The organism is Micromonospora sp. NPDC005173 (genome assembly GCF_040608515.1).
Classification (GTDB): Bacteria; Actinomycetota; Actinomycetes; order Mycobacteriales; family Micromonosporaceae; genus Micromonospora.
This window is the reverse complement of record NZ_JBEXIK010000001.1, coordinates 40,996-67,806: the sequence shown is the minus strand read 5'-3', so window position 1 is coordinate 67,806 and position 26,811 is coordinate 40,996. Positions and strand designations below refer to the sequence as shown.

Genomic DNA, 26,811 nt, shown 5'->3' with positions numbered 1-26,811 from the left:
CACCGGTGATCCGTCGTAGGGTGGGGAGATGGGCATGCTCTGTGCGGTCAGCTTCAACCGGTACGGGCGCCTCTACTACCTCGACCCCGGTGAGTTGCGCCCGCAGGTCGGCGACAAGGTGCTGGTGCCCACCGACGACGGGCCTGAGGTGGCCGAGTGCGTCTGGGCCGCGCAGTGGGTGACGGAGGAGACCGACGGCTTCCCCCAGTTGGTGGGGCTGGCCGGCGACGACGACCTGCACCGGGACGAGGCGCTGCGCCGGCGCAAGGCCGAGGCCAAGGTGGCCGCGAAGCGGCTGATCCGCGCGCACGGCCTACCGATGAAGGTGGTGGCCGTCGACCACGTGCTCGGCTCCACCGACGGCGGCGGCGAGCGCAGCACCGTCTACTTCACCGCCCCGCACCGGGTGGACTTCCGATCCCTGGTCCGCGACCTGGGCGCCACCCTGCACTGTCGGGTCGAGCTACGGCAGCTCTCCGCGCGGGATTCGGCGCGGGTGCAGGGCGGCATCGGCTCGTGCGGCAGGGACCTGTGCTGCGCCACGTTCCTCACCGACTTCGAGCCGGTGACCATCCGGATGGCCAAGGACCAGGACCTGCCGCTGAACCCGCTGCGCATCTCCGGTGCCTGTGGCCGGCTGATGTGCTGCCTGAAGTACGAGCACCCGCTGTACGCCCGTTTTGCCGAATCTGCTCCGGCAATCGGCAGCCGAGTGACGACGCCCGAGGGTGATGGCCGAGTGGTAGGACACAGCGTGCCGAAGGACTCGGTGACCGTGCGCTTGGATGCCGACGGTTCCCGGTGTTCCTGCTCGCGGGCCTCCGTCTGCGGACCGAGGCAGGCGTACGAGAGCCGCGACGGGTGAGAAGCGGAAGCTGCAGGGGCTGATCCGGTCATGGGCGAGAGGAACTACCTGATCGAAGGCGTTTCCGGCACAGGCAAGACATCGGTCTGCAGAGAATTGCGGCGGCGCGGCTTGCATGCCATCAACGGCGACCGGGAACTGGCTTATCAAGGCGACCCGGAGACTGGTGAGCCGTTGGACGGTCTTGGGCACGAGCACCACATCTGGCGCGTGGACGACGTAAGAGCCCTGGTCGCCAATCACGACGAGCCGGTGACCTTCTTTTGCGGGGGCTCACGGAACTTTACGAAGTTCATCGATCTGCTCGATGGCGTCTTCGTCCTCGACGTCGACGTGGACACCTTGAATCGGCGACTTGACGGTCGACCGGAAGACGAGTGGGGTGGAAGACCGGCGGAACGCGAACTCGTTGCCCGATTGCATCGTACGAAGGAAGACACTCCGAGAGTCGGCACCGTAATCGACGCCACCGCACCTCTCGCGAGCGTCGTCGACGACATCCTCCGTCAAGTGATGCTGTCTCCGAGCAAGTAAGAGCACCCGCTCTACCAGCGGTTCCAGGAGACGGCCCTGGCCGTCGGCAGCAGGGTCTCCACTTCGGAAGGCGACGGCCGGGTGGTCGGCCACAGCGTCCCCCGCGACGCGGTGACGGTCCGCCTCGCGCCGACGGCTCCCGCTGCTCCTGCTCCCGCGCCTCCGTCTGCGCCCCCCGCCAAGCCCACGACCAGCACTACACCCCCTAACCCACCCCGGCCCGCCCCTGCCGCCCCCGCCCTGCCGCCCCTCGCCTCGCCGCGGTGATCATGAAGTTGTTGCCCGGCGGAGCGGCGTGTTGCAGCAATAACTCCATGGTCAACGACGGGGACGGCGGGGGCGGGGTCAGGGGAGGGTGACGGGGGGTTCGGCTAGGCGGGCCTTCAGGGGGGTCTTCGGGGTCAGCCAGCTAGCGGTGGGGGTTTGGTCGGGGTTGGGTTGCCAGTCGCGGGCCGCGCGGTCGACCGCGATCGGGTAGATGGTCAGCGTGCCGTCCGGGTCGATGCGCAGCCGGAGGAACGACTTGGAGTCCTCAATACCCTGGCCGGCGAAGAGTTCGTTGACGTTCACTCCGAACGACGCCGCCACCAGCAGGTACGCCGCCAGCAGTTGGCTGGCCACCAGGCCGATCACCGGACCGTAGAGCACCGCCGCGGCGACCAAAGGCAGCGGCCACGGCCACTCGTAGAACGGCAGCGCCAACCAGACCCAGGTGCCGGCGGCAGCCAGCCCGACGTGCGCCAAGCCGTGGGTGACGCCGAGAATCCAGTGCCGCGCGTGCCGCTTGCCGCTGGCGCTGGGCGGCTTGGCGAACAGGGCGGCCGCCAGCACCGTCACGAGCAGCATCACCACCAGCGGGACACTGAACAGCCGTTGCTCGGTGGTGTCCGACCAGTTCGCCGCCGCGCCCGCCATGGCCAGCATCAGAAGTGTGTGCAGGGTGCCGAGCAGGGTGGTGAAGCCGGGATTGCGGAACGGCAGCCGGGCGAAGATGCCCCAGCCGTAGCGGCGGGAGCGGGCCGCGTCCGGATAGCGGGCCACCAGGTCGTACGGCTGGGTGCGGCTGGCCCGGCGGGCCAGGGTGTCCCGAGGCGGCACCTCGATACGCTCCGCCAGCTTGTGGGTGGGGTAGAGGTACGCGCCGCCGCCGCCGCACGTGATCAGTTGCCGGTCCGGCCCGGAGTAGCGGGCGTAGTGGTGCAGGTCGCCCGAGAGCAGCAGCCGGACCCGTGCCCCGGTCGGGTCGATGATCGTCCGGATGAAGTAGTCGATCGAGTCGTACGCCGTCGGCTGGTCGACGGCCTTGACCCAGGTCGGCGCCGGCGCCGCGATGATCACCTTCGACTCCGGGCCGAGCCGCCGGGCCACCTCGTCGAAGTAGGCCAGCTGCGGGTCGTCCAGGTACGAGCCGGACTGGTCGTCCACGCCGAGCAGCCACCATCCTGCCGGCAGCTCCACGGCGAAGTACGACCGCGACTGCCCGGTGCCCCAGCCGCCGAAGTGCCGGTCCCGGGAACGGACGAACAGCCGCAGGAAGGCGGTCAGACCGTCGTACCAGTCGTGGTTGCCCGGCACCGCGTAGAGAGTGGGCCGCTCCGGCGGGGTCCCCGGCAACGCGGCCTGGTAGGGGCCCTTGCACCGGTTCTCGTACTCCTCGTAGGCCGCCGACGGGTACACCTGGTCGCCGCCCATCACCAGGGTCTGCGCCCGGGGGAGGCGGTGCCCGTCCACGGTCAGCTCCTGCTGTGCCAGCAGGTACGCGACCGAGTAGGTGGCATTGAAGCCGTCACCCAGGTCGGCCACGTAGTCGAGCCAGAGCCCGCCATCCGGCCCGACCTGGCGGAAGATGCCGTCGCCGAAAGCGTTCTGCAGCTCGCGCTTGTCCAGGTACGCCCCGAACAGCACCGCCAACAGCGTCCGGATGCCGGTGCTGATCAGCAGGAACGGGGCCAGCCACGGCACCGGCTTGCGCGGGGTGAAACCCAGCTCCAGCGGGTCCGTGGTGCGCGGGCGGTGGGCTGCCCGCTCCCCGGCCGGCGCACCGTCGGGACGTCCGTCCGCCGGGTCCTGCTGGTCGGGGTCGTCGAGGGGGGCGTGATCGTCGCTCACCCGCCGCAGCGTAGTCCCGACCTCGATGATCCGCTGTCCGGTAAGCATCCAGATGGCGGCCGATGTCCGGTTGGAGGCACCGCATTCGGTGGGGGTATCCCGTTCGGTTGGTGGCCGTGCGGTGCCGTACACTTGCTGATCGTTGCCGCCTTAGCTCAGTCGGCTAGAGCGACGCACTCGTAATGCGTAGGTCGACGGTTCGATTCCGTCAGGCGGCTCGGCACCGAAGCCCAGGTCAAAGACCTGGGCTTCGCCGTTTCCCCACTAACCGGTGGCGGACCCTCAGCGTCGCCCCAGGACCTCGGCGACCCGCATGAACCCGTCAGTACCGTGGCCCAGTCCGATGGCGCGGCGGGCCAGGCCCTCGGCCGCGCGCATCACGCCCGCGTCGATGCCGTGAGCCTCGGAGGTGTGCACGATATGAGCCATGGACGACACCGTCGAGGTGATCGGGTTGCCCTCACCGGAGAAGCTGCCATGGTCCATCTCCTCCGCGGCCTCCTCGAAAATCGGAGGCAGGATCGTGGCGATGCCCTTGGCGAACGGTGCCAGCTCCCTCGCGGTGACACCCTCGACCTTTGCCACCGCCAGTGCGTGCGCGTAGCCCGCGATCGCGGTCCAGAAGATGTCGAGCAGCGCGATGTCGTACGCCGCCGCACGGCCGATCTCCTCGCCGAGGTGGGTGTGGGTGCCGCCCAACGCGTCCAGCACCGGCTGGTGCTCCGCATAGAGTTCCGTCGGGCCGCTGTGGATCAGCACCGCTTGCGGCGTTCCGATGGTGGTGATCGGCGTCATGATGGCACCGTCGAGGTATCGGACGCCGTGCTTGGCCGCCCAGTCCGCGGTGTCCCGGGCTCGGTCCGGAGTGTCGGCGGTCAGGTTCACCACGGTGCGCCCCTTGAGCGCATCGGTGACCGCGTCGCGTCGCAGGATGGCGTCCGACGCGTCGTAGTTCACCACACAGACCACGGTCAACCCGCTCGCGGCGACCGCCTCCTCGACCGACCGGGCGCTGACCGCGCCCCGCTGAACCAGCTCCCAATCCCGGCCCGGGGTCCGGTTCCAGACCGTGGTCTGCAGACCGGCGTCCAGGAAGGCGCCGGCGAGGGACCGCCCCATCGGTCCCAGACCGAGCACGGTGACAGACTTTTCGGTGTACGAGGACATGCTTGACTCCCGCCATAAATGCAGCAAGTGAATAGGACGAAGATGACGCGCAGTCGTGCCCAGGACCCGAATGTCTGCGGAGTGACCGCCGCGATCGCCGTGATCGACGGCAAGTGGAAGACGACTCTGCTCTGGCTGCTGGAATCCGGTCCGCGCCGTCCCGGAGAGCTGCGCCGGCAGCTGCCGGGCCTCACCGAGAAGGTGCTGACTCAGGCGCTCCGGGAGATGGAGGCCGACGGACTGGTGCACCGGGAAGTGCACGACGTGCTGCCGCTGAAGACCGAATACCTGCTGACCGCGTTCGGCCGCGAACTCGCCGAGGCGTTGTCCCCCCTTTCCGACTGGGGCCACCGCCGTCTGGAGAAGCTCACCGAGGCCGATCGGGCCTCCTGAAACATCGCCTACCTCCCCGTCCACCCGATCTGGCCGTCTCGCGACCGCCCACAACCAGATTCACCCGGCCGCCCCGCGCCGACAAGTACCCACAAAAAGGTGGCTACGCGGGAGGCGTGGGGTGCTCAGGCCGGTCACATCCACGCGCAGGGGGACCAGCGTGCCGTTGGGTCAGGACAGCAGGGGTTAGCCCAGGTAATTTAGTTCGGCGAACTACCCTTCGAGTCGCGCCAGCAAATCCTTTTGCAGGGACCACGACTCGTCGTTGATGCACTCTGCTAGGCAGGCGAGCCCGAGTGCCAAGGGCCAGGAAACCGCCTGTCTGTGCTGCGGCAACATATCGAGCGGTCGGCTGGGATCCCACAGTCGCAGAGGCGCGAGGCTGACAGCCATGAATTCGTGAACATAAGACCGTTCCGCCCGGCGCGGTGACCGGTCGACCACCTGATCGCCCGTAAGGTTGAGGAGGGTCACGGCGCAGAACTCTGGCATCGCGCCCCGGCTGACCCACCGACCGTGACCAACGAGAGAGCTCTCTTCTATATCGCGTGCCGTCAGGTGGCACTCTTCCCGCAACTCACGCTCGGCTCCGCTTATCGCGATTTTCTGGATAGTCCAGTCAGCCATGTCATGGGGCACGTCCTTGGGTTCGAGCGCCCCCGAGCCGGACGGGGCGAGCAAGCCAGGACTGCCGATGTTGCCGTCGGTCTGCGCGACAAGAAGCAACTGCCCGTCGGTGGTGAAGGCTAGCGTCGATACGCCGATCAGGTTGGCGAGACGACTGCGCTTGAAAGGGATCAGCCGGCCGTCCAGGTCGAGGATGAGGTCCCGTCCGCGAACAGCTGGGCTCTTCCGCCCCACCTCCCAGATGTCCAACGGGGCGAGCAGGTTGCTGCACATAAAGTCGAAATAGCGGCCGGCTCTCAGCTTGACGACATCGTCGCTCAAAAGATCCGACGCCAGACAGAGCGTGCTGTCGTTGTAGATCTTTCCCGTTCTCGCACGGTAGGTGAGATAGTCAAGCGACCAGGTTCTCAGGTCACGTGGAAGTTTGTAATCGGGGGTCTGGACAATAGCTCGGATGGGGCGCTTGCGCAGCTCCGCGTTCTCACGGGACAGCAGAATTCCTACGTCGCGGGCGCTTTCCACGCTTGGCCCGAGGTCCGCCGAAAGGCTAATCACGTCCCGGTAGTTGTCGCCCGTCCGTTGCTGGAACCGGACCTCTTTTGAACGGCGTCGGTTGGCTCCGGTCTCCATGAGGGAGAGGGTAGCGCCAGCGAGGCCTGCGGCTACACTGACCGGCCGAGGCGGGTCGACCAGAGACGTCGCCAACCCGAACGAGGCTAGAACCAAACCAACGGTGGTCAGCCTGTATCGCCACAGTCTGTAGCGCCAGATGGCGGTCTTTGTTCTCACCATTCTCTTCGGTCCAAGCATCCGCGCCCTCCGGTGGTGCGACGTGCCTCGGGGGCCGCATCGTAGCGGCAAAAGCGGAGGCTCGTCGTCCGCTCAGAAAGCCCGGACTTCATAGTGATTCAGGACAATCCCGAGCAGGACCGGCCTTCGACGGCCAGCTCCGCGTCGTTGGCAGTCATGAATCTGACTCCTGGCGAGGGTGTTCGTGGCGACGGCGGAAGTGATCAAGAACTGGACGTGGCGGCAACGGCCTCGCGGACTGCGCGCTCGTACTGGTTCCGACGGAACACGAAAGGACCGAAGCTCCCGTAGTCGCGCTTGGGGCGATGGGGCTGTGCGAAGCCGCGCCACGTCACCGAGTCGTCAGCAGTGACCACCTGGGCATCCAGTGGCCAGCAGCCAACCTCGCCGCAGTCGCAACCGAGCAGGTTGATCACACCCATCCTGGCCCAGTACGCGGAGTCCGGTCGTCCAGCGAGGTAGGCGGCCAGGTCGCCGAAGTTGAAGTGGTCGAGCACGATCCCGGCATACGCGCCAGGCACATCGTGGCCGGCGGCATGTTCGAAGCCGGAAACCAGGTCCACCAGGCTCACGTCGTCGACGTACGGCAACAGCTCGCGCGCTGGGTTCGGCCCACCGCCCCATGGACGGATCTCGAAACGAACCCTGCGAATGAACGGCCGAGGTGGCACGAGGCCAAGTATGCCGCAGGCCGTCCCAAGGGCCGGGTGTGCCGCTACTGCGATCCCGCGACTCGCTCGCGTTAGGACTCTGCGGGGCTGGTCAGGCTCTAAAGGTGTGGCGGCATGTCCGCCGTAACACCGGCTCGGGCTGCCGAGGTGGCAGCCTGGAGCTATGGCGCGGACTGAGCACTACCACGACCCGGACGCCCCCACGGCCAACAGCATCGTTGTGGCGGTCTCCGTCTTCGTCACCGACCAACAGGGTCTGCTGCTCCTCATCAAGCGCGACGACAACGGCGTGTGGTCCCTGCCCGGTGGGGAGCAGGAGATCGGCGAGTACGTCGCCGAGACGGCCGTACGCGCGACCCTTGCGGCAACCGGCGTGCTCGTCGAGGTGGCAGGCGTGGTTGGCGTGTACTCCGACCCTTCGCATGTCATCGAGTGCACCGACGGCGAAATGCGGCAGCAACTATCGCTCTGCTTCCGAGCACGGCCACTAACCGGCGTATCGACGCCGAGCGGTGAGCCAACCGCGGTGCGGTGGGTGACGCGCGAGGAGTTGAGGCGACTATCGGTCCACCCGTCGACGATGCTCCGCATCAAGCATGGCTACGAGGACCGCCGCGAGGCGTACGTGGGTTGAGAGGCAAAGGCGTACCTCGGTCAGGAGACAAGCCGCGCGAGCGCAGCGGCCGAGGTTTGTCAGGGGGTGATGACACGGTGGGTCCGACGAGTTTCGCGGTCCAAAGCAGTACATCCGGCAAATGTCCCGTCCGACATCCTGGAGGCGTCCTTCCATGACCTTCGCACCCGTGATCATCAGTCTGCCCATCGCCGACCGGCCGACCTCGCACCGCTTCTACCGCGACGGCCTCGGTCTGGACACCGTGGGGGAGTTGGCCGACGACGGCATCCCGGAGCCTCTGCAGTTCGTGGTCAACGACGGGCTGCGGCTGATGCTGATCCCGACCGGGGGCTTCGGCTGGGTGATCGGCCGGCACGAGGTCGCCGCGCGGGGGCAGAGTGAGTGCGTGCTCAGCCTCAGCGTCGCCTCGCCCGCCGACGCGGACGCGATCGTCGAGCGGGCCCGTGCCGCGGGGGCCGAGGTGGTCAGCGAGCCGGTGTCACAACCCTGGGGATACACGGGCGTGTTCGCCGACCCGGACGGTCACTTGTGGATGGTCTCCGCCGATTCGGAGTCCTGAAAAGCGTCGGTGGTACCGGGTACGGTCCGGCCGTGACCGTGACCACCGATGCCACTGGGACGTTGCCCACCCCCGCCGACGAGGCCCGGCTGTGGGCGCTCATCGAGTCGGCGTGGGCCGAGTTGGGCACCGAGGCCCTGGCGCTACGCCGGGCCCTCGTCGAGCGTGACCCCCGGGACGACAACGGCGACGACGATGACGATGACGCCGGTCTCTACGCGATCGACGCCTGGCTCGACCCGTTCCTGGACCGCCTCGGGCACCTCAGCGCCGAGTTGTCCGGGCAGGAGTTGACCGACCTCGACCGGGTGGTGGAGCGCAAGCTGCACGACATCGATCGGGAGGACATCCACGAGGTGACCGACGGTTCGGACGACGGTTTCCTCTACTGCCGGGGCTTTATCGTCGCCCTCGGCCGGGCGTACTACGAGGCGGTCCGCGCCGACCCCGCAATGGCCCTGCTCGACGCCGACTGCGAGGGCCTGTGCTACTTCTTCGCCCACCTGCACAACGACCGGTTCGGCTCCTGGCCGGAGACGGGCTCCGGCATCTCCCGGGAGTCGTTCGGCAATCCCGCCGGCTGGTCGAGTTGACCGACAACGGCAGGCGGGGTCAGACGTAGATCTTCTTGGCGTACTCCGGGCCGTAGTGCCGTTCCAGGTCTTCCAGGCTCTCCGTCGGCGCCTCGACCTCCTTGATCAGGCGGGCTCGGGTCGGCAACAGGTCTGGCTGCCAGGTCTCCGGCTGCCACAGCGCGGACCGTAGGAACGCCTTGGCGCAGTGGTAGAAGATCTGCTCGATCTCCACCACCACCGCGAGCACCGGCCGGTGTCCCTTGACCACCATGTCGTCGAACCACGGCGCGTCCCGTACCAGCCGGGCCCGCCCGTTGATCCGCAGCGTGTCGGTCCGCCCCGGGATCATGAAGAGCAACCCGACGTGCGGGTTGTCCAGGATGTTGCGGTAGCCGTCGGCGCGCTTGTTGCCCGGCCGCTCCGGCAGCGCGATGGTCGTGTCGTCCAGCACCAGGGCGAACCCGGCCGGGTCGCCCTTGGGCGAGACGTCGCAGCTGCCGTCCGCGCCGGCCGTCGCCACCAGGCAGAACGGCGCGGCGGCGAGCCAGTCGCGGTCCCGCTCGTGCAGGCGGGTGCGCTCCTTGTTCACGGCCCGCGCGTTCGGCAGGCCGAGCAGATCGCGCAGCTCCTCGTGCGAGGTGATCTCCACCGTCACGTGATCCTCCCCCAGCCGTTGACCCGGGTGGCGGGTGCCACCGTCCCAACGGCGTCAGTCGCCAGCCTAGGCCCGCGCGGCCAGCGGGAGGTTTGCGCCCGGTTGTCGGGGGTACGGCCTCACGCGGACGCTCCGCCGCACGAACCGTCACGCCAGGCAAAGCCGACCAGTGGAGGCCGGGAGATGGAGAGCCGACTCAAGGTGCTGGGCCACCCGGTCCATCCGATGCTGGTCATGTTCCCGGTCGCGCTGCTGGTCACCGCGGTGCTGTTCGACCTGGTGGACACCCTCGGCGGGCCCGACCTCCTCGGCGAGGTCGCGTACTGGAACATCACCGTCGGCCTGATCGGCGGCCTGCTGGCCGCGGCGGCCGGCACGTTCGACCTGCTGGCCATCCCGACCGGCACCCGCGCCAAGCGGGTGGCGTTGCTGCACGCCGGGGCCAACGTCGCGGTGATCCTGCTCTTCGCCGCGATCTGGGTGGTCCGGCTCAACGCCGATTCCCGCGCCGCCGGCGGAGCGTTGCTCGTCGTCGAGGTGGTCGCGGTGGCCATGCTCGGCATCAGCGCCTGGCTCGGCGGCGAGTTGGTGGACCGGCTCGGCGTGGGCGTCGACCGCGACGCCGGCCTGGACGCCCCGAGCTCACTGCGGCCGACCGCGGCCCCCCACCGGATCGGAGAGGTGTGATGAGTGAGCAACAGCAGACCGGCGGCTTCGGCCGGGGATGGCGGGGCCGGCAGCAGGGCTGGGACCCGATGGGCGAGCTGCAGTCGCTGCGCACCGAGCTGAGCCGGCTGGTCGGTGGCCGGGCCGGAGCGTCCGACGTCGAGCTGACCGAGACCTCGGACGGCTGGGAGGTCGTCGTCCGGCTGCCCGGGGTGGCGCCGGAAGAGGTGGCGGTCGAGCTGGACGACCGGGAGCTGTGCGTGCGGGCCCGCTCCGAGGCGGAGGTCAACGCCGACCAGGGCATCCCGGGCGGCTTCGAGACCCGCGGGTTCGAGTACCGCGTCGACCTGCCGTCCCGCGTCGACCCCGAGGGCATCGACGCGGTGATGGACCACGGCCTGCTCCGGGTCCGGTTGCCCCGCGCCGCCCGGCCCACGCCGCGCACCATCACCGTCGGCCGCACCGGGCCGCGCTCCGGCGGCCTCTCCCGTGGTACGCCGATGCCAGCCGATCCCGCCGCGGACCGGGAGCTGCACCGCCCGGACACCCTCGGCGAGATCGACCGGCTGTAGCGGGACTGCGTGGTCACCGCGTCCCTGCTCGGCCCGTCGGCCGGGCTCGTGCCCGACGTGCGGCGGATCGCGGTGCTGCGCGCCAACGCGCTGGGAGATTTCATCTTCGCCCTGCCGGCGCTGGAGGCGCTGCGAGTCGCGTACCCCGGGGCGGAGATCGTGCTGCTCGGCGCGCCGTGGCACGCGAAGCTCTGGCGCGACCGGCCCGGCCCGGTGGACCGGGTGCTGGTGGTGCCGCCGGCGCCCGGCATTCGCGAGCCGACACCGGGTGAGCCGGAGTCGGCGATGGACGACTTCCTGGCGGCGGCCGTCGGCGAGGGCTTCGACCTGGCGGTGCAGATCCACGGCGGGGGCGCCAACTCCAATCCGCTGGTCAGTCGCCTCGGCGCCCGGGTCACCGTGGGGCTGCGGGCCGACGACGCGCCGCCGCTGGACCGGTGGATCCGCTACGTCTACTACCAGCACGAGGTGATCCGCTATCTGGAGGTGGTGGGTCTGGTGGGCGCACCCGCGACCACCATCGTGCCCGCGCTGGCGGTCACCGACGCCGACCGGGCCGAGGCGGCCCAGGTGCTCGGCCCGGCGGGCCGACCCCGGGTGGCGCTGCATCCGGGCGCCACCGACACCCGCCGCCGTTGGCCCGCTGAGCGCTTCGCCGAGGTGGCCCGCGAGCTGCACCGCGACGGCTACGAGCTGCTGGTCACCGGTACGCCCGCGGAGCGGGAGGTGGTGGACCGGGTGGTCGCGGCGGCGGGGGTGCCGGTCCGGCCGCTGGTGGGCACGCTCAGCCTCGGCGGGTTGGCCGGTTGCTACACGGACTGCGCGCTGGTCGTCTCCAACGACACCGGCCCGCTGCACCTGGCCGCCGCGGTGGGTACCTCCACGGTCGGCATCTACTGGGTCGGCAACCTGATCAACACGGCGAGTCCGCTGCGCGGCCGGCACCGGCCGATCAGCTCGTGGACGGTGCACTGCCCGGTCTGCGGGGTGGACTGCACGCCGGGCATCTACCCGCACCGGCCCGGCGACGGCGAGTGCCCGCACCGGGATTCCTTCGTGACGGACGTGCCGATGGTTGAGGTGCTGGAGGCGGCCCGGGAGCTGCTCAACCCCGAGCCTGGCGCACCCTGACCGCCCCCGGCCGCCAGCGGATCAGGCCGGCTGCGGAGTGTCCTCGTCGGCGAGCACGACCTCCCACGCCTCGACGTCCCGCTCCGTGACCGTGGTGGGGGACTCCAGGTGGTGGGCGCCGCTGGGCAGGATGCCGGCCCCGCCGTACCGGGCCAGCACCGCGAGTTGGGCGGCCACGTCCTCGCCCTGGTGCTTGTCCGGCAACCGGCGCCAGAAGTCGAAGCCACCGGAGTCGACGAGCTTGGCCCGGTCGAAGAGCACGCACCCGCCGATCCAGGAGACCTTGTACGCCCGCCACGCGCCCGGCGGCAGCGCCAACTGCGCGGTGACGTGCAGCAGGTTCGCCGCCGAGTGGATCCTGGCCCGGTTCCACTCCGGGGTGCCCGGCCGGATCCGCTCCGGTGTGGGTGGCCCGATCCATTCCTCGTAGTGCCCGTGCGTCTCCGGTCGTACGTCGTCGACGTACGAGAGCCCGTGCACGCCGTTGCCGACGAACCCGCAGCCCAGCTCGCCGAGCGCGGTGACCAGCCGGTGCAGTGCCCCCGGCTCCAGCCAGACGTCGTCGTCGAGGCTGAGCACGTACCGGGCGTCCGAGGCGGCGAGCAGGTACGCCCGGTGTTCGGCCAGCCCACGCCGGGGTAGCCGGCGGGTCAGCAGCACCGGGTGACCCCGGTGGCGCAGCGCCCGGACCATGGTGGCCGCGGCGGGGTGGGCGTACGCCGGTTCCCCGTCGGACTGGTCGCTGACCACCACCCCGAAGCCGGGCACCCCCTCCTGGGCGGCGAGCCCGGCCAGGGTGACCGCCAGCTCGGCGGGCCGGTTACGGGTCGGGATCAGCACGTCGACCTGCCGGTCGGCGCGGAAGGCCGCCGGGGTGTCGAGATCGAGGGGCCGATTCACGACGCGCGGGTGCGGGTGCTCAGCGACGGGTCGGCCTGCCGGTGGTGGCTGTGCGACGACGGGTCGGGCTGCCGGTGGTGGCTGTGCGACGACGGGTCGGGCTGCCGGTGGTGGCTGTGCGACGACGGGTCGGGTTCCCGGTCCTGGTTGTGCGACCGGATCCGCTCGATGATCGCCGAGGTGGATCGGTCCGGCACGTACCCCAGGGTGCGCACCTGGCCGCCCAGTCGGCGTACCAGCGGTGCCTCCGGCACCAGCTCCGGCGGGTAGTCGCCGCCCTTGACGTAGACGTCCGGCCGGACCGCCTCGATCAGCGCGGCGGGCGAATCCTCCTCGAAGACGACGACGTGGTCCACGCAGGACAGCGCGGCGAGCAGGGCACCCCGGTCCTCGACCGGGTTGACCGGCCGGTCCGGCCCCTTCAGCCGGCGTACGCTGCCGTCCGAGTTGACCGCCACGATGAGCAGGTCGCCCAGGGCGCGGGCCTGCTCCAGGTAGCGCACGTGCCCGCGGTGCAGGACGTCGAAGCAGCCGTTGGTGAACACCACCGACCGACCCGCTTCGCGATGCTCGGCGACGATCGCGTCCAACTCGTCGGTGCCGACCAGCGACGGATGCCCGCTGGTCACCGACGGCTGGTCGAGTGCGGTGAGCAGGTCCTCGCGCCGGCACACGCAGGTGCCGGTGTCGGACACGGTGATGGTGGCCGCCAGTTGGGCGAGCTGGGCGGCGGTGGGCAGCGGCGCGTCGGCGGCCAGGGCCAGCGTCATCGCCGCCAGGTACGCGTCGCCGGCACCTACGGCGTGGCTCGCCGGGACCGGTGTGCTGTGGCTGCGTCGAGGCTCCCCGTCGGCGCCGCCGACCACCGCGCCCTCGGTGTCCAGGGTCACCGCGACCACGTCGGCGCCGGTGTGCGCGCGCAGCTCGGCCAGGCGCGACTCGGCCAGTACGGCCCGGTCGACGCCCTCGCCGGCCTCGGAGTTCACGGTCACGCCGGTGCCGGTGACGCTGAGTCCGTCGCCGGTGAGGGCCACCCGGCCCTCGCTCGGCGTGGGCTCGCCGACCGGCCCCGGGCGGTCGGCTCGCACCGGGTCCGGGGTGGTCTCGGCGCTGACGTCGTCCGCGTGGGCCCCGCCCGGGGCGGCGCCGACGGTCAGTTCGGACGGTCCGTCGGCCGGGTCGCTGTCGGGGTGCTCCAGGTGCAGTCCGGCGCCGGAGGGCGGACGGGTCGCACCGCCGGCCCGGGCCAGCAGTCGGGTCGCCTCGGCGAAGCTGGGGGTGACCACGGTCGGCGCGAGGCCCCGCCAGTCGGCCAGGTCGTGGGCGTCCAGCGCGACGGTGGCGTACCGTTCCCGCTGCTCCACCAGCCAGGCGCGGACGGGCGCGGGCAGGGCGCCCAGGCCGTAGTCGCAGACCACCAGGGTCGGCGCCTCTCCACCAGCGGCGGCGCGCAGCTCCTCTGTGGCGCAGTTCAGGGCGGTGAGCAGCCGGGTTACCCCGTCCGGGTCGAGCGCGTCGTCCGGGTCGCCGGTGTCCTCCCGGAGCAGGATCTGGTTGCCGGCAAGCATCCGCCGCTTCACCGGGGTGGGCCGTCCGGGCTGGTTGACCGTGCGGTCCCAGACTCCGGCGCGGTCCAGACAGTCGTGTAGTTCGTCGCCGGCGACGTCGGCGCCGACGGGTGCCACCAGCACCGCCCGGCCGCCGAGGGTGGCGACGTTGACCGCGGTGTTGGCGGCCCCACCGGCGGCGGAGATCCGCCGGCGCAGGGTGAGGACCGGGGCGGGCGCCTCCCGGCAGAGCCGGTCGGAGTCGGCGAACCGCCATTCGTCCAACATGGCGTCGCCGACGATCAGGACCGGGCGCCCGAGCCAGCTCTCCACGACGGTCGCGAGCCGGCGCTGTTCCGCTGCTGCTCCTGCCATGCCTCCCCGGGTCCCCACCGCCCTGGAGGTCAAACCTCGCGGTGATCGACCCAGCCCGACCCACGAGCCTTCCAGCCCCGCCCCCGCACATCAATGCCCGAACCACCCATACCCCCCACCGATCATGAAGTTAGCGGCGCGACACGCCGTTGGCGGCGTTGCTAACTTCATGATCAACGGGGGTGAGGTGGAAGTCCTTTCCCGGTCCGGCGCATGTTCCTTGTCGGTCGGGAAAGAAGGCGAGATGACCACCGAAGCCTCCGCCGCGCCGGTGCTGAACCGTCAGCAGATCCGGCTGCTCATGATCGGTCTGATGACCGGCATGCTGCTGGCCGCCCTTGACCAGACCATCGTGGGTACGGCCCTGCCGACCATCGTCGGCGAGTTGGGCGGGATCAACCACTACTCGTGGGTGGTCACCGCGTACCTGCTCGCCTCGACCGCGTCGACGCCGCTGTACGGCAAGATGGCCGACCTGTACGGGCGCCGCCCGGTCTTCCTCTTCTCGATCGGCACGTTCCTGGTCGGGTCGTTGCTGGCCGGCCTGTCGCAGAACATGACCCAGCTGATCATCACCCGGGGCATCCAGGGCATCGGCGCGGGTGGTCTGTTGACTCTGGCGTTCACCATCATCTCGGACGTGGTCTCACCCCGGGAGCGAGGCCGCTACCAGGGTCTCTTCGGCGCCGTCTTCGGGATCTCGTCGGTGGCCGGCCCGCTGGTGGGTGGTTACTTCGCGGAGACCGACTGGCGGTGGATCTTCTACATCAACGTGCCGCTGGCGATCCTCGCCATCATCGTCTGCTACCACGTGATGCGGCTGATCCCGTTCGAGCGCCGGGACCACGCGATCGACTGGCTCGGCGCCGGCCTGCTGGTCGCCGGGGTGAGCTGCCTGCTGCTCGCGCTGAGCTGGGGTGGCAGTGAGTACCCCTGGGGCTCCGGCGTGATCATCGGCCTCCTCGCCGCGGGCGCCGTGCTCGCCGTGCTCTTCGTGCTCCAGGAGGCCCGGGTCGCCGAACCCATCCTGCCGCTGCGGCTGTTCCGCAGCGCGACCTTCGCGCTCGCCAACTCGGCTGGTTTCGTGCTCGGCCTGGTGATGTTCGGGTCGATCATCTTCATTCCGCTGTACCTGCAGATCGTCAAGGGCGCCTCGCCGACCCGAAGTGGTCTGCTGATGCTGCCGATGATGGCCGGCATCATCGTCACCTCGATCCTCACCGGCCGGGCGATGAGCCGGATCGGCCGGTACAAGTGGTTCCCGGTGGCCGGGTCGGTGACCCTGCTGGTCGGCATGTTGCTGTTCACCCAACTGGAGGTGGCCACCTCGCTCTGGATCGCCTTCGGCTTCATGGTGGTGATCGGCGTCGGCCTGGGCCTGTGCATGCAGTCGCTGGTCCTCGCGGTGCAGAACGCGGTCTCCGTGCGCGACCTGGGCGCCGGCACATCCTCGGCGACCTTCTTCCGGTCGTTGGGCGGTTCGTTCGGGGTGGCGATCCTCGGCGCGGTGCTCTCCTCCCGGCTCACCGGAGGACTGGCCGACCGGCTGCCCGGCGCGATCGCCCAGCTTCCGCCGCAGCAGCAGGCCGAGGTGGCGGCAAGCGGCGGAGCGAACATCTCGATCAACGATCCGGCGACCATCTTGGCCCTGCCCGGGCCGGTGCGGGCGGCGATCCAGGGCGCGTTCGTCGACGCGCTGGACATGGTCTTCCTGACCGCCGGTCTGATCGCGATCGTGGCGGTGCTGGTCACCGTGGCGCTGCCGAACGAGCAGCTCCGGGGCGCCGGTCCGCAGGGCGCCAAGGGCGGTGCCGACCCGCTCGGTGGTGAGGCCCCGGCACCGGGCGGCAAGCCGCTGACCCGCGAATCCAAGGAGGAGGCGGCCGCCGACATGGAGGCCAAGTCCCAGACGATGATCTGACCGCGCGTCGACCGACCGCCCCGGACGCCTCCGGGGCGGTCGGCGTCATCCGACCACGAGGCGTAGCGGCTGCGAGTGGCGGCTGTTGAGGCGTTCGAGCGCGGCGGATGTTGCCGCGTCGGCAGGCAGGTGGACGATCAAACGCTGGTCGTCGTCCGCGGGGAGTTCGAGGGTCTCGTACGCGAGCCGGAGCATGCCCGCCTCGGGATGGGCCAGACGGACGATGCCGCTGGACTTCGCCAGGCTGGGAACCGTCTCGACGCGACGGGTGAAGGCGTTGCCGGCGGTGACGGTCAGCTCGTCCGCCAGGGCGGCCATCGGCGGATATGCCCGAAACGGGCCTTGCTTGAGGGCGGCGACCTGCTCGTCGGCGATGTGGTCCCAGTCGGGGTAGGTGCTGCGCGCGCGGCTGTCGGTGAGGACGAACCGGGCGAGGTTGGGCTGTGTCGCGTCCAGCAACCCGATCGGTCTGGCCAGCCGTTCGTAACCAGCGGTGTGGGCGAGGATGTCACTGAGCTGGTCGAGCAGCACCGCCGGCGTGGGTTCGAGACGGTCGAGCAGCGCCTGCACGGTCGGACGTACCGTGCGCGTCGGGATGGTGTGGCCCCGGCAGTTGAAGCCGGGATCGGCCGCCTTGGTGAGGCGGTGCAGATGGATGCGTTCGTTCCGGGTCAACCGGAGTGCGTTGGCGAGGGCGGCGAGCACCTGCGGAGACGGTCGCCGGTCGCGGCCCTGTTCGAGTCTCGTCACGTACTCGACGCTCACGTCGGCGAGGGCCGCCACCTCGGAGCGGCGTAGCCCGGCGGCGCGGCGGCGCGGCCCGGCGGGCAGTCCCACCTCAGCCGGAGTCACCGCTTCACGGCGGACGCGCAGGAACAACCCAAGCTCGTTGTCGCTCACGATTCGAACGTAACAACGGCGGCCACCGGGATGGTGTCCCTGCCACTACCAGCCTCAGTCCGGCCTTCTTGACCGCCTGCCAGCTGACGACCGTTGGGGGCGGCGCTTGACAGCGGTCCAGCGCAACTCTCTGGTCTGTAGGAGCTGAAACCATGAGTCGTACGGTTGCGGTCGTCGGCGGCGGTTATGGGGGTACAGCGGTTGCCAAGGCGCTGGAGTCGCAGGCCGATGTCGTCCTCATCGATCCTCGGGACGCGTTCGTCAACATCGCGGGAGCGCTGCGGGCGCTGACCCTGCCCGACTGGGCCGGCAACATGTTCTTTCCCTTCGACACACTGCTCACGCGAGGCACGGTGATCCGCGATCGAGCGGTCTCGGTGGATCCCGAAGGCGTCACTCTGGCCTCAGGTCAGCGTGTCGCGGCGGACTATCTGGTCCTGGCGACCGGCTCCAGTTACGCCTACCCGGCCAGACTCAACGCCGACTCCATGGAGGAGGCGCTCGACGACCTGCGCCAGACCAACAAGGAACTGGCCGGCGCCGAGCGGGTACTGATCCTGGGCGCCGGACCGGTCGGGTTGGAGTTGGCCGGTGAGATCAAGGACGTCTGGCCGGACAAGCACGTGACCATCGTCGATCCGGCCAAGCAACTGCTGCCCGGCTTCACGTCGGAGATGCGCGATGACCTGCACCGGCAGCTCGACGAGCTGGGCATCCAGTTGCGGCTGGGCACTGGTGTGACCGGGCCGTCGGCGACCGAGGCCAATCGGGCCGCGACCTTCACCGCCACCACCACCGACGGCGACGAGATCACTGCCGACATCTGGTTCCGGGCCTTCGGCATGGGCATCAACAGCGACTACCTCGCCGACGGCCGGCTCACCACGCTCACCTCGCAGGGGCAGGTCTCCGTCACCGAAACTCTCAACGTGCGCGGGCCCGACGACATCCTCGGCCACGTCTACGCGATCGGCGACCTCACCGATGTCGCCGAGGCCAAGTTGGCCGCGTACGCCTTGCAGCACGCCGAGGTCGTGGTGCAGAACATCACCGCTCAACTGCGCGGCGAGCAGCTCACGGCCACCTACCGGCCCATGCCCCACCCCATGATCCTGCTCCCGCTCGGGAGGCGGGGCGGTGTCGGTCAGATGCCCACACCCGACGGCCCGGCCGTCGTCCCTGCCGCGACGGTCTCCGCGTACAAGGGCGTCGATCTGTTCACCGGCCGCTTCATTGAACAGTTCGGCCCTACCGCAGTCCGGGGCTAGTTGGTTTGTGGCGCTTGGAACGACCGCACTACCGCCGAGTTGGTTAGGCCGGCCGGTCAGGGTCAGGAGGGGCGGCGGTAGACGCCGTACCACCAGGTCGCGGCCAACTCCCGGGCGGCCGCCGCGTCGGCGTCGGGGTCGGCCGGGATCAGGCCGACGTGGTGGGCGAGGAACCGGTCACCGCCGAGCACGACCAGCCGGGTCGCGGCTGCCGGGTCCAGGTCCGCCGGGGTGCGCCCGGCTCGTTGCTCGGCGCGGAGCACCTCCTCGGTACGCGCCACGAACTGCTCGAACGCGGCCGCCCAGTACTCCCGGACCACCTCGTCGTACGCGGCGACCTCGGTGATCGCCGCCAGCACCGGCGCGTACGTCCGGTAGATCCGGATCACGTCGGCGAAGACCTCGGTGAGTGTGTCGAGCGGGTCGCCGGGTCCGGCCGGATCCCACCCGCGGATCCGGTCGAAGGAGGTCTCCTGCATGGTGCCGGCGAGGCGCATGAGCAGCTCGCTCTTGTCCCGGAAGTGGGTGTAGAAGGTCGACCGGGCGACCCCCGCCTCGGCGGCGATCCGCTGGACGCCGAGGTCGGTGAACCGGACCCCCTGCTGGAGCAGCCGCTCGGTGGCGGCCAGCACCCGCGCTTCGACGGCGGCCCGACCGTCGGGGTTGCGCGGGCGGCGTCGGGTGATCGAGGGCATGGTCGAAATCCTAGGTGGCCGGGTGCGGGATCGGCGACGTACGCTTTTGCCGGACACAGTGTCCGACATAGTGACCAGGGAGCCGACGGAGGCCCCCTACCAGCGAGGAGCAATACGTGAAGTACCGACTGCTGGGCAGCACCGGGGTGTACGTCTCGGAGATCTCGCTCGGCACGATGACCTTCGGCGGCAGCGGGCACCCGATCTGGAGCAGTCTGGGGGCGCTGGCGCTGCCCGACGCCCAGCGGCTGGTGGACACCGCGCTGGACGCGGGCGTCAACTTCGTCGACACCGCCGACATGTACAGCGATGGCGAGAGCGAGGAACTGCTCGGCCAGGCGCTCGGCAAGCGGCGTCGCGACGTGGTGCTCGCTACCAAGGTGCACGCCCGGACAGGCCCCGGCCCGAACGACGTCGGCACCTCGCGGTTGCACATCATGCAGGCGTTGGAGGACAGCCTGCGGCGACTGCGCACCGATCACATCGATCTTTACCAGATCCACAACTTCGACCACGTCACCCCGATGGAGGAGACACTGCGCGCGCTGGACGACGCGGTCCGGCAGGGCAAGGTCCGCTACGTCGGCTGCGCGAACTTCGCCGCCTGGCAGATCTCCAAGGCGCTGGGCATCTCGGCACGGGAGCAGCTGGCCGGCTTCGTCTCGGTGCAGTCGTACTACTCCCTGCTGGGCCGGGACGTGGAGCGCGACGTGGTGCCGATGGCGCTTGACGAGGGTGTCGGGCTGACCGTGTGGAGCCCGCTGGCCGGCAGCTTCCTCTCCGGCAAGGTCGGCCGGGACAGCGTGGTCGCCGACAGTGGCTCGCGCAGCGCCCAGCCCGGCTTCACCAGCTTCACGCCGTTTGACCCGGAGCATGCCTTCACGGTCGTCGACGTACTCAAGGTCATCGCCGAGCGGCACGGGGTCAGCCCGGCCCGGGTGGCAGTCGCCTGGCTGCTGTCCCGGCCGGCCGTGACCAGCGTGATCGTCGGTGCCCGCAAGCAGGAGCAGTTGGTGGACAACATCGCCGCCACCGACCTCACGCTGACCGCCCAGGATCTCAGCGAGCTGGACGAGGTCTCCAAGATGCCTGTCGCGTACCCGAACTGGATCCAGGACGCGTTCGCGGGGACCCGCTTGCCGCAGTGAGGCGTTCGCCCGGTCCGGCGCTCACCCGCCGGACCGGGCGCGGCGGGGCCGACCTACTTGAGGATCAGCCGGTTGGTCTGCTCGAAGACGTCCAGGTCGGCCAGGGTCTCGTTGACCGAGGCGGAGAGCGGGGCGGGAAACCGGTCCCGGGGGAAGAAACCGGCGTCGGTGGTCTCGTCGGTGACCCGGGCCAGCTGGCCGTCCCACTCCTCGACCCGGAACGCCGCGGTGAAGACCTGGTACGTGTGCCCGTACATGTTGGTGCTGGTCCGGTCCGGGCCGGTGTAGAGGGCGAACGCGCAGACGCGCAGCGCCCGTAGCCCGGTCTCCTCGCGGACCTCCCGTACCGCGCAGTCCGCGATCGACTCGCCCAGCTCCATCGCCCCGGCCGGCATGGCCCACTGGCCGTTGTCTGAGCGTTGGATCAGCAGGATGCGCCCGGCGTTGTCGCGGACCACGGCGCGGGCGCCCACGAACATCAGCGTCCGGTCCCCGGCGAGCGCACGCAACTGCCCTACGTATGAGTCGGCCCAGGAGATGCTCACCTGCGACAATTTACGGGGGTTCCCAAGCTGTGACCGGCGACACTAACTTGTTACCCATGCGTAGCACGATGATGGACGCCCCTCTGCAGATCTCCCGGATCCTCGACCACGGCGCCACCGTGCACGGCACGGCCGAGGTGGTCACCTGGACCGGCGCGGAACCCCGCCGGATGACGTACGCCGAGGTGGGGCGGTCGGCTGCCCGGCTGGCACACGCGCTGCGTGACGAGTGCGGGGTGACCGGCGACGAGCGCGTCGCCACCTTCATGTGGAACAACAACGAGCACCTGGTGGCCTACTTCGCGGTGCCGAGCATGGGCGCCGTCCTGCACACCCTCAACATCCGGCTCTTTCCCGACCAGGTCGCCTACATCGCCAACCACGCCGAGGACCGGGTGGTGCTGGTCGACAGCACGCTCATCCCGCTGCTGGCCCGGGTGATCGGCGAGTTGGCCACGGTGCGGCACGTCGTGGTGGTCGGCGGTGGCGACCCGGCGCCGCTGGTGGCGGCGGCCGGTGACCGGATCACCGTGCACCACTGGGACGCGCTGCTCGCGGACCGGCCGGAGGTGTTCGACTGGCCCGAGGTGGACGAGCGCGACGCGGCAGCCCTCTGCTACACCTCCGGCACCACCGGCAACCCGAAGGGCGTCGCCTACTCGCACCGGTCGATCTACCTGCACTCGTTGCAGGTCTGCATGCCGGAGGGCTTCGGCCTCGCGCCGACCGACCGGGAGTTGGCCATCGTGCCGATGTTCCACGCCATGTCGTGGGGGCTGCCGTACGCCGCGTTCCTCTCCGGTGCATCGCTGATCATGCCGGACCGGTTCCTCCAGGCCGCGCCGATCGCCGAGATGATCGCCGCCGAGCGACCCACCCTGGCTGGCGCGGTGCCGACCATCTGGACCGATCTGCTGGCCTATCTGGACGGCCACGACGTGGACACCTCCTCGCTCAAGGAGGTGATCGTCGGTGGCTCGGCCTGCCCGCCGGCGCTGATGCACGCGTTCGACGAGCGGCACGGGATCGACGTCATCCACGCCTGGGGTATGACCGAGATGTCCCCGCTGGGCTCGGTCTCCCGTCCACCGGCCGGCGCGACCGGTGATGAGGCGTGGCGCTACCGCTACACGCAGGGCCGGGTGCCGGCCGGGGTGCAGGCGAGGATCGTCGGCGCGCTGGGTGAGCCGCTGCCCGCCGATGGCAGGGCCGTGGGTGAGCTGGAGGTCCGCGGGCCGTGGGTGACCGCCCGGTACGTCGGCGACGACGCCCCGGACGAGGAGAAGTTCCGGGACGGCTGGCTGCGCACCGGCGACGTGGGCAACCTCTCTCCGGACGGCTACCTGACCCTGACGGACCGGGCCAAGGACGTCATCAAGTCCGGCGGCGAGTGGATCTCGTCGGTGGAGCTGGAGAACGCGCTGATGGCCCACCCGGCGGTGCTGGAGGCGTGCGTGGTGGGCGTGCCGGACGAGCGGTGGGACGAGCGGCCGTTGGCCACCGTGGTGGTCCGGGAGGGTGCCTCGGTGACCGCCGAGGAGCTGCGCGACTTCCTGGCCGGCTCGGTGGCCCGCTGGCAGTTGCCCGAGCGGTGGGCGTTCATCGACACGGTGCCGAAGACCAGCGTGGGCAAGTTCGACAAGAAGGTCGTCCGATCGCGGTACGCGGGGGGCGAGCTGACTGTCCGGGAGCTGACAGCCCCGTAACGTTTTACCGGGCACCGTCGCCTGTTGGGGCAGAGGATTCTCCTGAACATTCCTCCCCCAGGAGGGCGGCCCCGGCGTTCGCACCGCGCCGGGGCCGCCCTTTACTTGCGGGGCGACCCGCACCGTCATTGTTGCGAAAGTTGTTCGCCTCTGTCCTGATGATGGGGAAATCGCGTAGTCAGCGCCTCGATCAGGCGTCGCTCGTCATGATCAGCACCTTGCCCACCGCCGAGTTCTCCACCGCCTGGTGCGCCGCCGCCGTCTCGGCCAGCGGGTGGTAGTGCAGCGGCAGGCCGGCGTCCACACCAACCCGGATGCCGCCCTGGTCGGCCGCCGCCGCCACGTCCCGTACGGCATGGGCCTTGGCCACCGTCGGCTCCGTGTAGACCAGCACGAACTGCCACCGGACGTTCCGCATCATCGACGGCCGGACCGGGATGCTCACTTCGGGCTCGTCGTCGGCGTAGACGCAGACCGCGCCAGCGTTTCGCAGCACCTGCACGTCCGTAGCGGCGTTACGGGACGGGGACACCTCGACGATCGTGTGCACCCCGTCGGGAGCGATCTTGCGGATCTCCTCGACCACGTCCTGTTCCCGGTAGTTGATCACGAAGGAGGCGCCCGCCGCCGCCGCGAGCTGCGCCTTCTCCGCGCTGCTCACCGTGGTGATCACCGTGGCGTCGGACCAGCGGGCGAGCTGGATCGCGGCGTTACCGACCGCACCCGCCCCGCCCTGGACCAGCACGGTGTGGTCGGCCAGCGCGCCGGGGCGCAGCGAGTCCGGCATGAACTCGCCGGCGGTCAGGCAGCGGTGCGCGGTGAGGAACGGGATGCCCAGGCTGGCCCCCAGGTCGAACGAGGCGTCGCCGAGGCGGACCACCTGCCGGACCGGCACCAGCGTGTACTCCGCCGAGGTGCCCCACGGCCGCTGCCAGGCCGCCTCCCAGATCCAGACCCGCTCGCCGATCAGCTCCTGGTCCACCCCCGTGCCGACCGCCTCCACCACTCCCGCGCCGTCCTGCCCGGGGATCTGCCACCCGGCAGGCAACGGAAAGGAGCGGCGAGCCTTCCAGTCCGTCGGGTTCACCCCCGACACCGCCACCCGGACCAGGACCTCGCCCGCAGCCGGCTCCGGCACCGGCCGGTCGACCAACTCCAGCACCGAAGGGTCGCCGGTGCGCTCGTACACGATGGCTTTCATCCGTCGTCTCCTCACCCGTCCGGCGCGCAGCACCCGGGTCGAGCACCGCCGGCTGCGGTACCCCGCTCAGTCCCCGTCATGCCGATCCCGCCGGCCCCCGAAAACCGTATAACCGTGCGTACGTCGGCAGGGACCGGACGGCCGTGACGCCGCGCACCCGGCCGGGTCAGTCGGTGAGCGCGTCGATCGTCTCCGGGCTCAGCTCGTCGATCCCGCCCAGCGTCACCGCGGCCAGCCGGGCGGCGTCCGGATCCAGCGGGTACGCGCCGTGCGGCACCGCCACCACCCCCATCCCCGCCGAGGCGGCCGACCGCACCCCGTTGGACGAGTCCTCCACCGCCACGCAGCGGGCCGGGTCGACGCCCAGGCGGCGCGCGACAGCCAGGTACACGTCCGGTGCCGGCTTGCCTCGCTCGGTCTCCTCGGTGGACAGGGTGGCGGCGAACGCGTCGGTCAGGTCGGTGGCGGCCAGCGCCGCCGCGATCAGCCGGGTCGGCGACGAACTGGCCAACCCGAGCGGCCACCGCGCGGCGAGTCGGCGCACGACCTGGTCGGCGTCATCGATCAGCGGTACGTGCTCCCGGTAGCGCCGGGTCATCTCCTCGACCACCTCGTCGGCGACCTGCTGGGCGGTGCGTGTCACGCCCAACTCGCCGCTGAGGTAGTGGGCCCACTCGCCGGTGCTCATGCCCATCAGCCGGCGCTGGGTGTCCGGCTGCCAGGTCCCGCCGTGCGCCGCCACGTACGCCCGCCGGACCTCCTCCCACACGGGTTCGGAATCCACGATCACGCCGTCCAGGTCGAAGACCACCGCATCCACCACGGGCCCATCCTGCCCGACCGGTGGGTCCCCGGTCAGGCGGGCAGTGCGGGCAGCCCGATCGGGCTGCCTACCGGGATCACCGTGTGGCAGGCCCGGGCCATCGGCTCCAGCAACTCCCGCAGACGATCCGTGCCGTCCTGGCCGAGCGCCTCCCACGGGTGTGCGGCGGCACGGTCGGTGGCGTCCTCGATCGCCTGGAAACCGGCCCGACCGTGGTCGGTGGCCGCGCCGTCCGGGGTCAGCCAGCCCCGCTGCGCCAGCCGCTCGCGGGCGGCCCGCCACTGCTCCTCGGACCAGCCCCGGCCGAGCAGGTTCTGCGGCGACATGTCCACGGCGACCCGCCAGGCCAGCGTCTCCACCGGGTCCAGGCCGGCGGCCACCAGCGCCGCCACGTGCCCGTCGCCCCGGTGCTCGCGCAGCGTCGTGGCGGCCTGCCAGAGCCGGGCCAGCGGGTACTCGCCGACCGGCAGCGCCGCGTTGACCGCGCCGAGCACCCGGCCGGCGGTCTGCACCGCCGAGGCGGCCCGCTCCAGCAGGTCGGCGGCCTCGGCCAGGTGCGCCTCCGGCAGTTCGTAGGTCAGCTCCGCGAGCGCCTGCACCGCGCCGGTCAGCCGGGCGCGCAGCGCCTCTGTGGGGGTGGCCAACCGCCACACCGCCGGCAGCGCCCGGCTCACCATCGGGGGCGCGAAACTGAAGAAGACGGCGATCACCGGGGCCGCCTCGGTGGGGCCGAGCGGCGCCGCGCGGCCGGCGAAGTAGCCCCGCCAGTAGCCGCGCAACCCCACCGCCTCGTACGCGGCGCGGGCACGGGGGTGAAAGTAGGTGACCGCGTGGACCGGCTCGAAGTGCGCCCACATCAACCGGGCGGTCCGCCCAGGCTCGTCCAGCGCCGTCACGTGCACCTCCGCGTCCCGTCCCGGATGCTCACCCCGGGCGGCGAGCCGCCCGGGGTGACGCCGAACCTACTGCCGGTGGGTGACGGGCCGGAAGCCCCATGTGAACAACTGCATCGCCCTCGGGCGACAACCGGGGCGATCCGGACGGGTCACTGGGCGGCGAGCACGTCCACCACGAAGCGCAGCGGGCCGGTCGGCCGGCCACCGGCGGCAGCCTCGTCGTTGCCGTACGCCAGCTCGCCCGGGATGTCGAGCTGCACCCGGCTGCCCACGGTCACGCCGACCAGGCCCTGGTCCCAGCCGGGAATGACCTGACCCACGCCGATCGGGAAGGTAGCCGGCTGGCCGGTCTTCCAGGACGCGTCGAACTCCTGGCCGTCCTTGTAGAAGACGCCCACGTAGTTCGTGGTGATGGTCTGGCCCTTCGTGACCGCCGGGCCGGTGCCCTTGATCAGCGGCGTCACGGTGAGCTTCTTCAGCTCGCCCTTGCCCGCCTCGACGGTCGGCTTGGTGCCGAGCGCCGGGTCGGTGCCCTCCGGCAGCTGCGGCGCGGGGGGCGCGCCGGCGGCATCCGGGGCCGGGGCAGAGGCGGACGGGGTCGCGCCGGCCTGGTTCGCGGGCTTGTCGTCGCCCCCGCCGACCAGCACGAAGACGGTGATCAGCACCGCCACCACGGCGACACCGGCGAGCCCGCCGGCCCACGCCTGGCGACGCCGCTTCGCCTCGGCCGCCTTCTGCGCCGCCAGCTGGGCGGCCAGACGGCGCCCCGCCTTGGTTGCCGGGCCCTGGCCCTCCGACCGGTTCTGCTGCGTGCGCTCGCTCACGTCGTCGACTCCCTGCTGCGAAGGTGTGGCCGGCACACCCGGTGCCGGGGGGAAGGCCGACGCACACGGTACCCGCCTGCCGGCCTCCCGT

General features: G+C 70.6%; 26 protein-coding genes, 1 tRNA gene and 2 pseudogenes. 15 read left to right on the top strand and 14 right to left on the bottom strand.

Annotation, left to right across the window (positions count from 1 at the left end; translation table 11 throughout):
* The first annotated feature begins 28 nt into the window (after nt 1–28).
* The 3 genes and pseudogenes from ricT to ABZV00_RS00340 form a co-directional block, all read left to right on the top strand.
* Nucleotides 29–865 (top strand): regulatory iron-sulfur-containing complex subunit RicT, encoded by an 837-nt coding sequence (gene ricT / locus ABZV00_RS00350; protein ID WP_355600556.1) that lies wholly within the window; start codon nt 29–31, stop codon nt 863–865.
* 30 nt (nt 866–895) lie between these two features.
* Nucleotides 896–1,231: pseudogene (locus ABZV00_RS00345) on the top strand (hypothetical protein); the annotation flags it as partial.
* Nucleotides 1,232–1,379: 148 nt separating this feature from the next.
* Nucleotides 1,380–1,608 (top strand): annotated as a pseudogene (locus ABZV00_RS00340) (regulatory iron-sulfur-containing complex subunit RicT); the annotation flags it as partial.
* Nucleotides 1,609–1,744: 136 nt separating this feature from the next.
* Here the strand turns inward: ABZV00_RS00340 and ABZV00_RS00335 are convergent.
* Complete coding sequence (locus ABZV00_RS00335) at nt 1,745–3,556, bottom strand: metallophosphoesterase (RefSeq protein ID WP_355600554.1); 1,812 nt, start codon at nt 3,554–3,556, stop codon at nt 1,745–1,747.
* 96 nt (nt 3,557–3,652) lie between these two features.
* Here ABZV00_RS00335 and ABZV00_RS00330 point away from each other — a divergent pair.
* Nucleotides 3,653–3,726, top strand: a tRNA-Thr gene (locus ABZV00_RS00330).
* A gap of 64 nt (nt 3,727–3,790) precedes the next feature.
* Here the strand turns inward: ABZV00_RS00330 and ABZV00_RS00325 are convergent.
* Nucleotides 3,791–4,675 carry an NAD(P)-binding domain-containing protein gene (locus ABZV00_RS00325; RefSeq protein ID WP_355600552.1) on the bottom strand — a complete coding sequence of 295 codons (885 nt, stop codon included), beginning with the start codon at nt 4,673–4,675 and terminating at the stop codon, nt 3,791–3,793.
* Between the two features lie 42 nt (nt 4,676–4,717).
* Between ABZV00_RS00325 and ABZV00_RS00320 the strand changes: the two genes are divergently transcribed.
* Nucleotides 4,718–5,068 (top strand): helix-turn-helix domain-containing protein, encoded by a 351-nt coding sequence (locus tag ABZV00_RS00320; RefSeq protein WP_355600550.1) that lies wholly within the window; start codon nt 4,718–4,720, stop codon nt 5,066–5,068.
* A 213-nt stretch (nt 5,069–5,281) separates the two neighbouring features.
* Here ABZV00_RS00320 and ABZV00_RS00315 read toward each other — a convergent pair whose 3' ends face one another.
* Nucleotides 5,282–6,325, bottom strand: a complete 1,044-nt coding sequence (locus ABZV00_RS00315; protein ID WP_355600548.1) for a hypothetical protein — start codon at nt 6,323–6,325, stop codon at nt 5,282–5,284.
* Between the two features lie 383 nt (nt 6,326–6,708).
* Complete coding sequence (locus ABZV00_RS00310) at nt 6,709–7,077, bottom strand: hypothetical protein (RefSeq protein WP_355600546.1); 369 nt, start codon at nt 7,075–7,077, stop codon at nt 6,709–6,711.
* Nucleotides 7,078–7,339: 262 nt separating this feature from the next.
* Between ABZV00_RS00310 and ABZV00_RS00305 the strand changes: the two genes are divergently transcribed.
* The 3 genes from ABZV00_RS00305 (at nt 7,340) to ABZV00_RS00295 (ending at nt 8,965) form a co-directional block, all read left to right on the top strand.
* Nucleotides 7,340–7,810: an NUDIX domain-containing protein gene (locus ABZV00_RS00305; protein ID WP_355600544.1), complete on the top strand. Its 471-nt coding sequence runs from the start codon at nt 7,340–7,342 to the stop codon at nt 7,808–7,810.
* A gap of 154 nt (nt 7,811–7,964) precedes the next feature.
* Nucleotides 7,965–8,372: a VOC family protein gene (locus tag ABZV00_RS00300; RefSeq protein ID WP_355600542.1), complete on the top strand. Its 408-nt coding sequence runs from the start codon at nt 7,965–7,967 to the stop codon at nt 8,370–8,372.
* Nucleotides 8,373–8,404: 32 nt separating this feature from the next.
* Nucleotides 8,405–8,965, top strand: a complete 561-nt coding sequence (locus ABZV00_RS00295) for a DUF4240 domain-containing protein (RefSeq protein WP_355600540.1) — start codon at nt 8,405–8,407, stop codon at nt 8,963–8,965.
* Between the two features lie 19 nt (nt 8,966–8,984).
* On the opposite strand, the gene ABZV00_RS00290 is transcribed toward ABZV00_RS00295, so the two are convergent.
* Nucleotides 8,985–9,602: a pyridoxamine 5'-phosphate oxidase family protein gene (locus tag ABZV00_RS00290; protein WP_355600538.1), complete on the bottom strand. Its 618-nt coding sequence runs from the start codon at nt 9,600–9,602 to the stop codon at nt 8,985–8,987.
* A 183-nt stretch (nt 9,603–9,785) separates the two neighbouring features.
* On the opposite strand from ABZV00_RS00290, the gene ABZV00_RS00285 reads away from it, so the two are divergent.
* The 3 genes from ABZV00_RS00285 to ABZV00_RS00275 are packed head-to-tail and all read left to right on the top strand — an operon-like array spanning nt 9,786 to nt 11,971.
* Nucleotides 9,786–10,289 (top strand): DUF2231 domain-containing protein, encoded by a 504-nt coding sequence (locus tag ABZV00_RS00285; protein ID WP_355600536.1) that lies wholly within the window; start codon nt 9,786–9,788, stop codon nt 10,287–10,289.
* On the top strand, nt 10,289–10,840 hold the full coding sequence (locus ABZV00_RS00280) for an Hsp20/alpha crystallin family protein (RefSeq protein WP_328422787.1): 552 nt from the start codon (nt 10,289–10,291) through the stop codon (nt 10,838–10,840). Before ABZV00_RS00285 ends, ABZV00_RS00280 begins: the two co-directional genes overlap by 1 nt.
* A 9-nt stretch (nt 10,841–10,849) precedes the next feature.
* Nucleotides 10,850–11,971, top strand: a complete 1,122-nt coding sequence (locus ABZV00_RS00275; RefSeq protein ID WP_355600533.1) for a glycosyltransferase family 9 protein — start codon at nt 10,850–10,852, stop codon at nt 11,969–11,971.
* Between the two features lie 21 nt (nt 11,972–11,992).
* Here ABZV00_RS00275 and ABZV00_RS00270 read toward each other — a convergent pair whose 3' ends face one another.
* Nucleotides 11,993–12,871 carry a glycosyltransferase gene (locus ABZV00_RS00270; protein WP_328422791.1) on the bottom strand — a complete coding sequence of 293 codons (879 nt, stop codon included), beginning with the start codon at nt 12,869–12,871 and terminating at the stop codon, nt 11,993–11,995.
* Nucleotides 12,868–14,793: a D-glycero-beta-D-manno-heptose 1-phosphate adenylyltransferase gene (gene rfaE2 / locus ABZV00_RS00265; protein ID WP_355600531.1), complete on the bottom strand. Its 1,926-nt coding sequence runs from the start codon at nt 14,791–14,793 to the stop codon at nt 12,868–12,870. The genes ABZV00_RS00270 and rfaE2 overlap by 4 nt, the downstream gene beginning before the upstream one ends.
* 244 nt (nt 14,794–15,037) lie before the next feature.
* Between rfaE2 and ABZV00_RS00260 the strand changes: the two genes are divergently transcribed.
* Nucleotides 15,038–16,714 (top strand): MDR family MFS transporter, encoded by a 1,677-nt coding sequence (locus ABZV00_RS00260; RefSeq protein WP_328422795.1) that lies wholly within the window; start codon nt 15,038–15,040, stop codon nt 16,712–16,714.
* A gap of 45 nt (nt 16,715–16,759) precedes the next feature.
* Here the strand turns inward: ABZV00_RS00260 and ABZV00_RS00255 are convergent, their stop codons facing one another.
* Nucleotides 16,760–17,614: a helix-turn-helix transcriptional regulator gene (locus ABZV00_RS00255; RefSeq protein WP_355600529.1), complete on the bottom strand. Its 855-nt coding sequence runs from the start codon at nt 17,612–17,614 to the stop codon at nt 16,760–16,762.
* Between the two features lie 152 nt (nt 17,615–17,766).
* Here ABZV00_RS00255 and ABZV00_RS00250 point away from each other — a divergent pair, with 152 nt between their 5' ends.
* Complete coding sequence (locus ABZV00_RS00250) at nt 17,767–18,882, top strand: FAD-dependent oxidoreductase (protein WP_355600527.1); 1,116 nt, start codon at nt 17,767–17,769, stop codon at nt 18,880–18,882.
* 62 nt (nt 18,883–18,944) lie between these two features.
* Here ABZV00_RS00250 and ABZV00_RS00245 read toward each other — a convergent pair whose 3' ends face one another.
* Nucleotides 18,945–19,577, bottom strand: coding sequence for a TetR/AcrR family transcriptional regulator (locus tag ABZV00_RS00245; protein ID WP_355600525.1), 633 nt, complete (start codon nt 19,575–19,577; stop codon nt 18,945–18,947).
* 116 nt (nt 19,578–19,693) lie between these two features.
* On the opposite strand from ABZV00_RS00245, the gene ABZV00_RS00240 reads away from it, so the two are divergent.
* Nucleotides 19,694–20,725, top strand: coding sequence for an aldo/keto reductase (locus tag ABZV00_RS00240; protein ID WP_355600523.1), 1,032 nt, complete (start codon nt 19,694–19,696; stop codon nt 20,723–20,725).
* A 53-nt stretch (nt 20,726–20,778) separates the two neighbouring features.
* Here the strand turns inward: ABZV00_RS00240 and ABZV00_RS00235 are convergent, their stop codons facing one another.
* On the bottom strand, nt 20,779–21,270 hold the full coding sequence (locus tag ABZV00_RS00235) for an NUDIX domain-containing protein (protein WP_328422801.1): 492 nt from the start codon (nt 21,268–21,270) through the stop codon (nt 20,779–20,781).
* 56 nt (nt 21,271–21,326) lie between these two features.
* Between ABZV00_RS00235 and ABZV00_RS00230 the strand changes: the two genes are divergently transcribed.
* On the top strand, nt 21,327–22,976 hold the full coding sequence (locus ABZV00_RS00230) for a fatty acid--CoA ligase (protein WP_328422803.1): 1,650 nt from the start codon (nt 21,327–21,329) through the stop codon (nt 22,974–22,976).
* A gap of 190 nt (nt 22,977–23,166) precedes the next feature.
* Here ABZV00_RS00230 and ABZV00_RS00225 read toward each other — a convergent pair whose 3' ends face one another.
* The 4 genes from ABZV00_RS00225 to ABZV00_RS00210 all read right to left on the bottom strand — a co-directional run bounded on the left by ABZV00_RS00225 (nt 23,167) and on the right by ABZV00_RS00210 (nt 26,756).
* On the bottom strand, nt 23,167–24,177 hold the full coding sequence (locus ABZV00_RS00225; RefSeq protein ID WP_355600520.1) for an NADPH:quinone reductase: 1,011 nt from the start codon (nt 24,175–24,177) through the stop codon (nt 23,167–23,169).
* A 166-nt stretch (nt 24,178–24,343) separates the two neighbouring features.
* Nucleotides 24,344–25,000, bottom strand: coding sequence for an HAD family phosphatase (locus ABZV00_RS00220; RefSeq protein ID WP_355600518.1), 657 nt, complete (start codon nt 24,998–25,000; stop codon nt 24,344–24,346).
* Between the two features lie 32 nt (nt 25,001–25,032).
* On the bottom strand, nt 25,033–25,857 hold the full coding sequence (locus ABZV00_RS00215; protein ID WP_355601297.1) for a hypothetical protein: 825 nt from the start codon (nt 25,855–25,857) through the stop codon (nt 25,033–25,035).
* 188 nt (nt 25,858–26,045) lie between these two features.
* Nucleotides 26,046–26,756, bottom strand: coding sequence for an FKBP-type peptidyl-prolyl cis-trans isomerase (locus tag ABZV00_RS00210; protein WP_328422809.1), 711 nt, complete (start codon nt 26,754–26,756; stop codon nt 26,046–26,048).
* Nucleotides 26,757–26,811 lie beyond the last annotated feature (55 nt).

Excerpts from the sequence above, each read along its gene's own strand:
- ABZV00_RS00325 (WP_355600552.1), bottom strand. The coding sequence starts at position 4,675 with ATGTCCTCGTACACCGAAAAGTCTGTCACCGTGCTCGGTCTGGGACCG.
- ABZV00_RS00225 (WP_355600520.1), bottom strand. The coding sequence starts at position 24,177 with ATGAAAGCCATCGTGTACGAGCGCACCGGCGACCCTTCGGTGCTGGAG.
- ricT (WP_355600556.1), top strand. The coding sequence starts at position 29 with ATGGGCATGCTCTGTGCGGTCAGCTTCAACCGGTACGGGCGCCTCTAC.
- ABZV00_RS00260 (WP_328422795.1), top strand. The coding sequence starts at position 15,038 with ATGACCACCGAAGCCTCCGCCGCGCCGGTGCTGAACCGTCAGCAGATC.
- ABZV00_RS00335 (WP_355600554.1), bottom strand. The coding sequence starts at position 3,556 with ATGCTTACCGGACAGCGGATCATCGAGGTCGGGACTACGCTGCGGCGG.
- ABZV00_RS00280 (WP_328422787.1), top strand. The coding sequence starts at position 10,289 with ATGAGTGAGCAACAGCAGACCGGCGGCTTCGGCCGGGGATGGCGGGGC.
- ABZV00_RS00230 (WP_328422803.1), top strand. The coding sequence starts at position 21,327 with ATGCGTAGCACGATGATGGACGCCCCTCTGCAGATCTCCCGGATCCTC.
- rfaE2 (WP_355600531.1), bottom strand. The coding sequence starts at position 14,793 with ATGGCAGGAGCAGCAGCGGAACAGCGCCGGCTCGCGACCGTCGTGGAG.
- ABZV00_RS00245 (WP_355600525.1), bottom strand. The coding sequence starts at position 19,577 with ATGCCCTCGATCACCCGACGCCGCCCGCGCAACCCCGACGGTCGGGCC.
- ABZV00_RS00320 (WP_355600550.1), top strand. The coding sequence starts at position 4,718 with ATGACGCGCAGTCGTGCCCAGGACCCGAATGTCTGCGGAGTGACCGCC.
- ABZV00_RS00315 (WP_355600548.1), bottom strand. The coding sequence starts at position 6,325 with ATGGAGACCGGAGCCAACCGACGCCGTTCAAAAGAGGTCCGGTTCCAG.
- ABZV00_RS00285 (WP_355600536.1), top strand. The coding sequence starts at position 9,786 with ATGGAGAGCCGACTCAAGGTGCTGGGCCACCCGGTCCATCCGATGCTG.
- ABZV00_RS00215 (WP_355601297.1), bottom strand. The coding sequence starts at position 25,857 with ATGTGGGCGCACTTCGAGCCGGTCCACGCGGTCACCTACTTTCACCCC.
- ABZV00_RS00250 (WP_355600527.1), top strand. The coding sequence starts at position 17,767 with ATGAGTCGTACGGTTGCGGTCGTCGGCGGCGGTTATGGGGGTACAGCG.
- ABZV00_RS00300 (WP_355600542.1), top strand. The coding sequence starts at position 7,965 with ATGACCTTCGCACCCGTGATCATCAGTCTGCCCATCGCCGACCGGCCG.
- ABZV00_RS00305 (WP_355600544.1), top strand. The coding sequence starts at position 7,340 with ATGGCGCGGACTGAGCACTACCACGACCCGGACGCCCCCACGGCCAAC.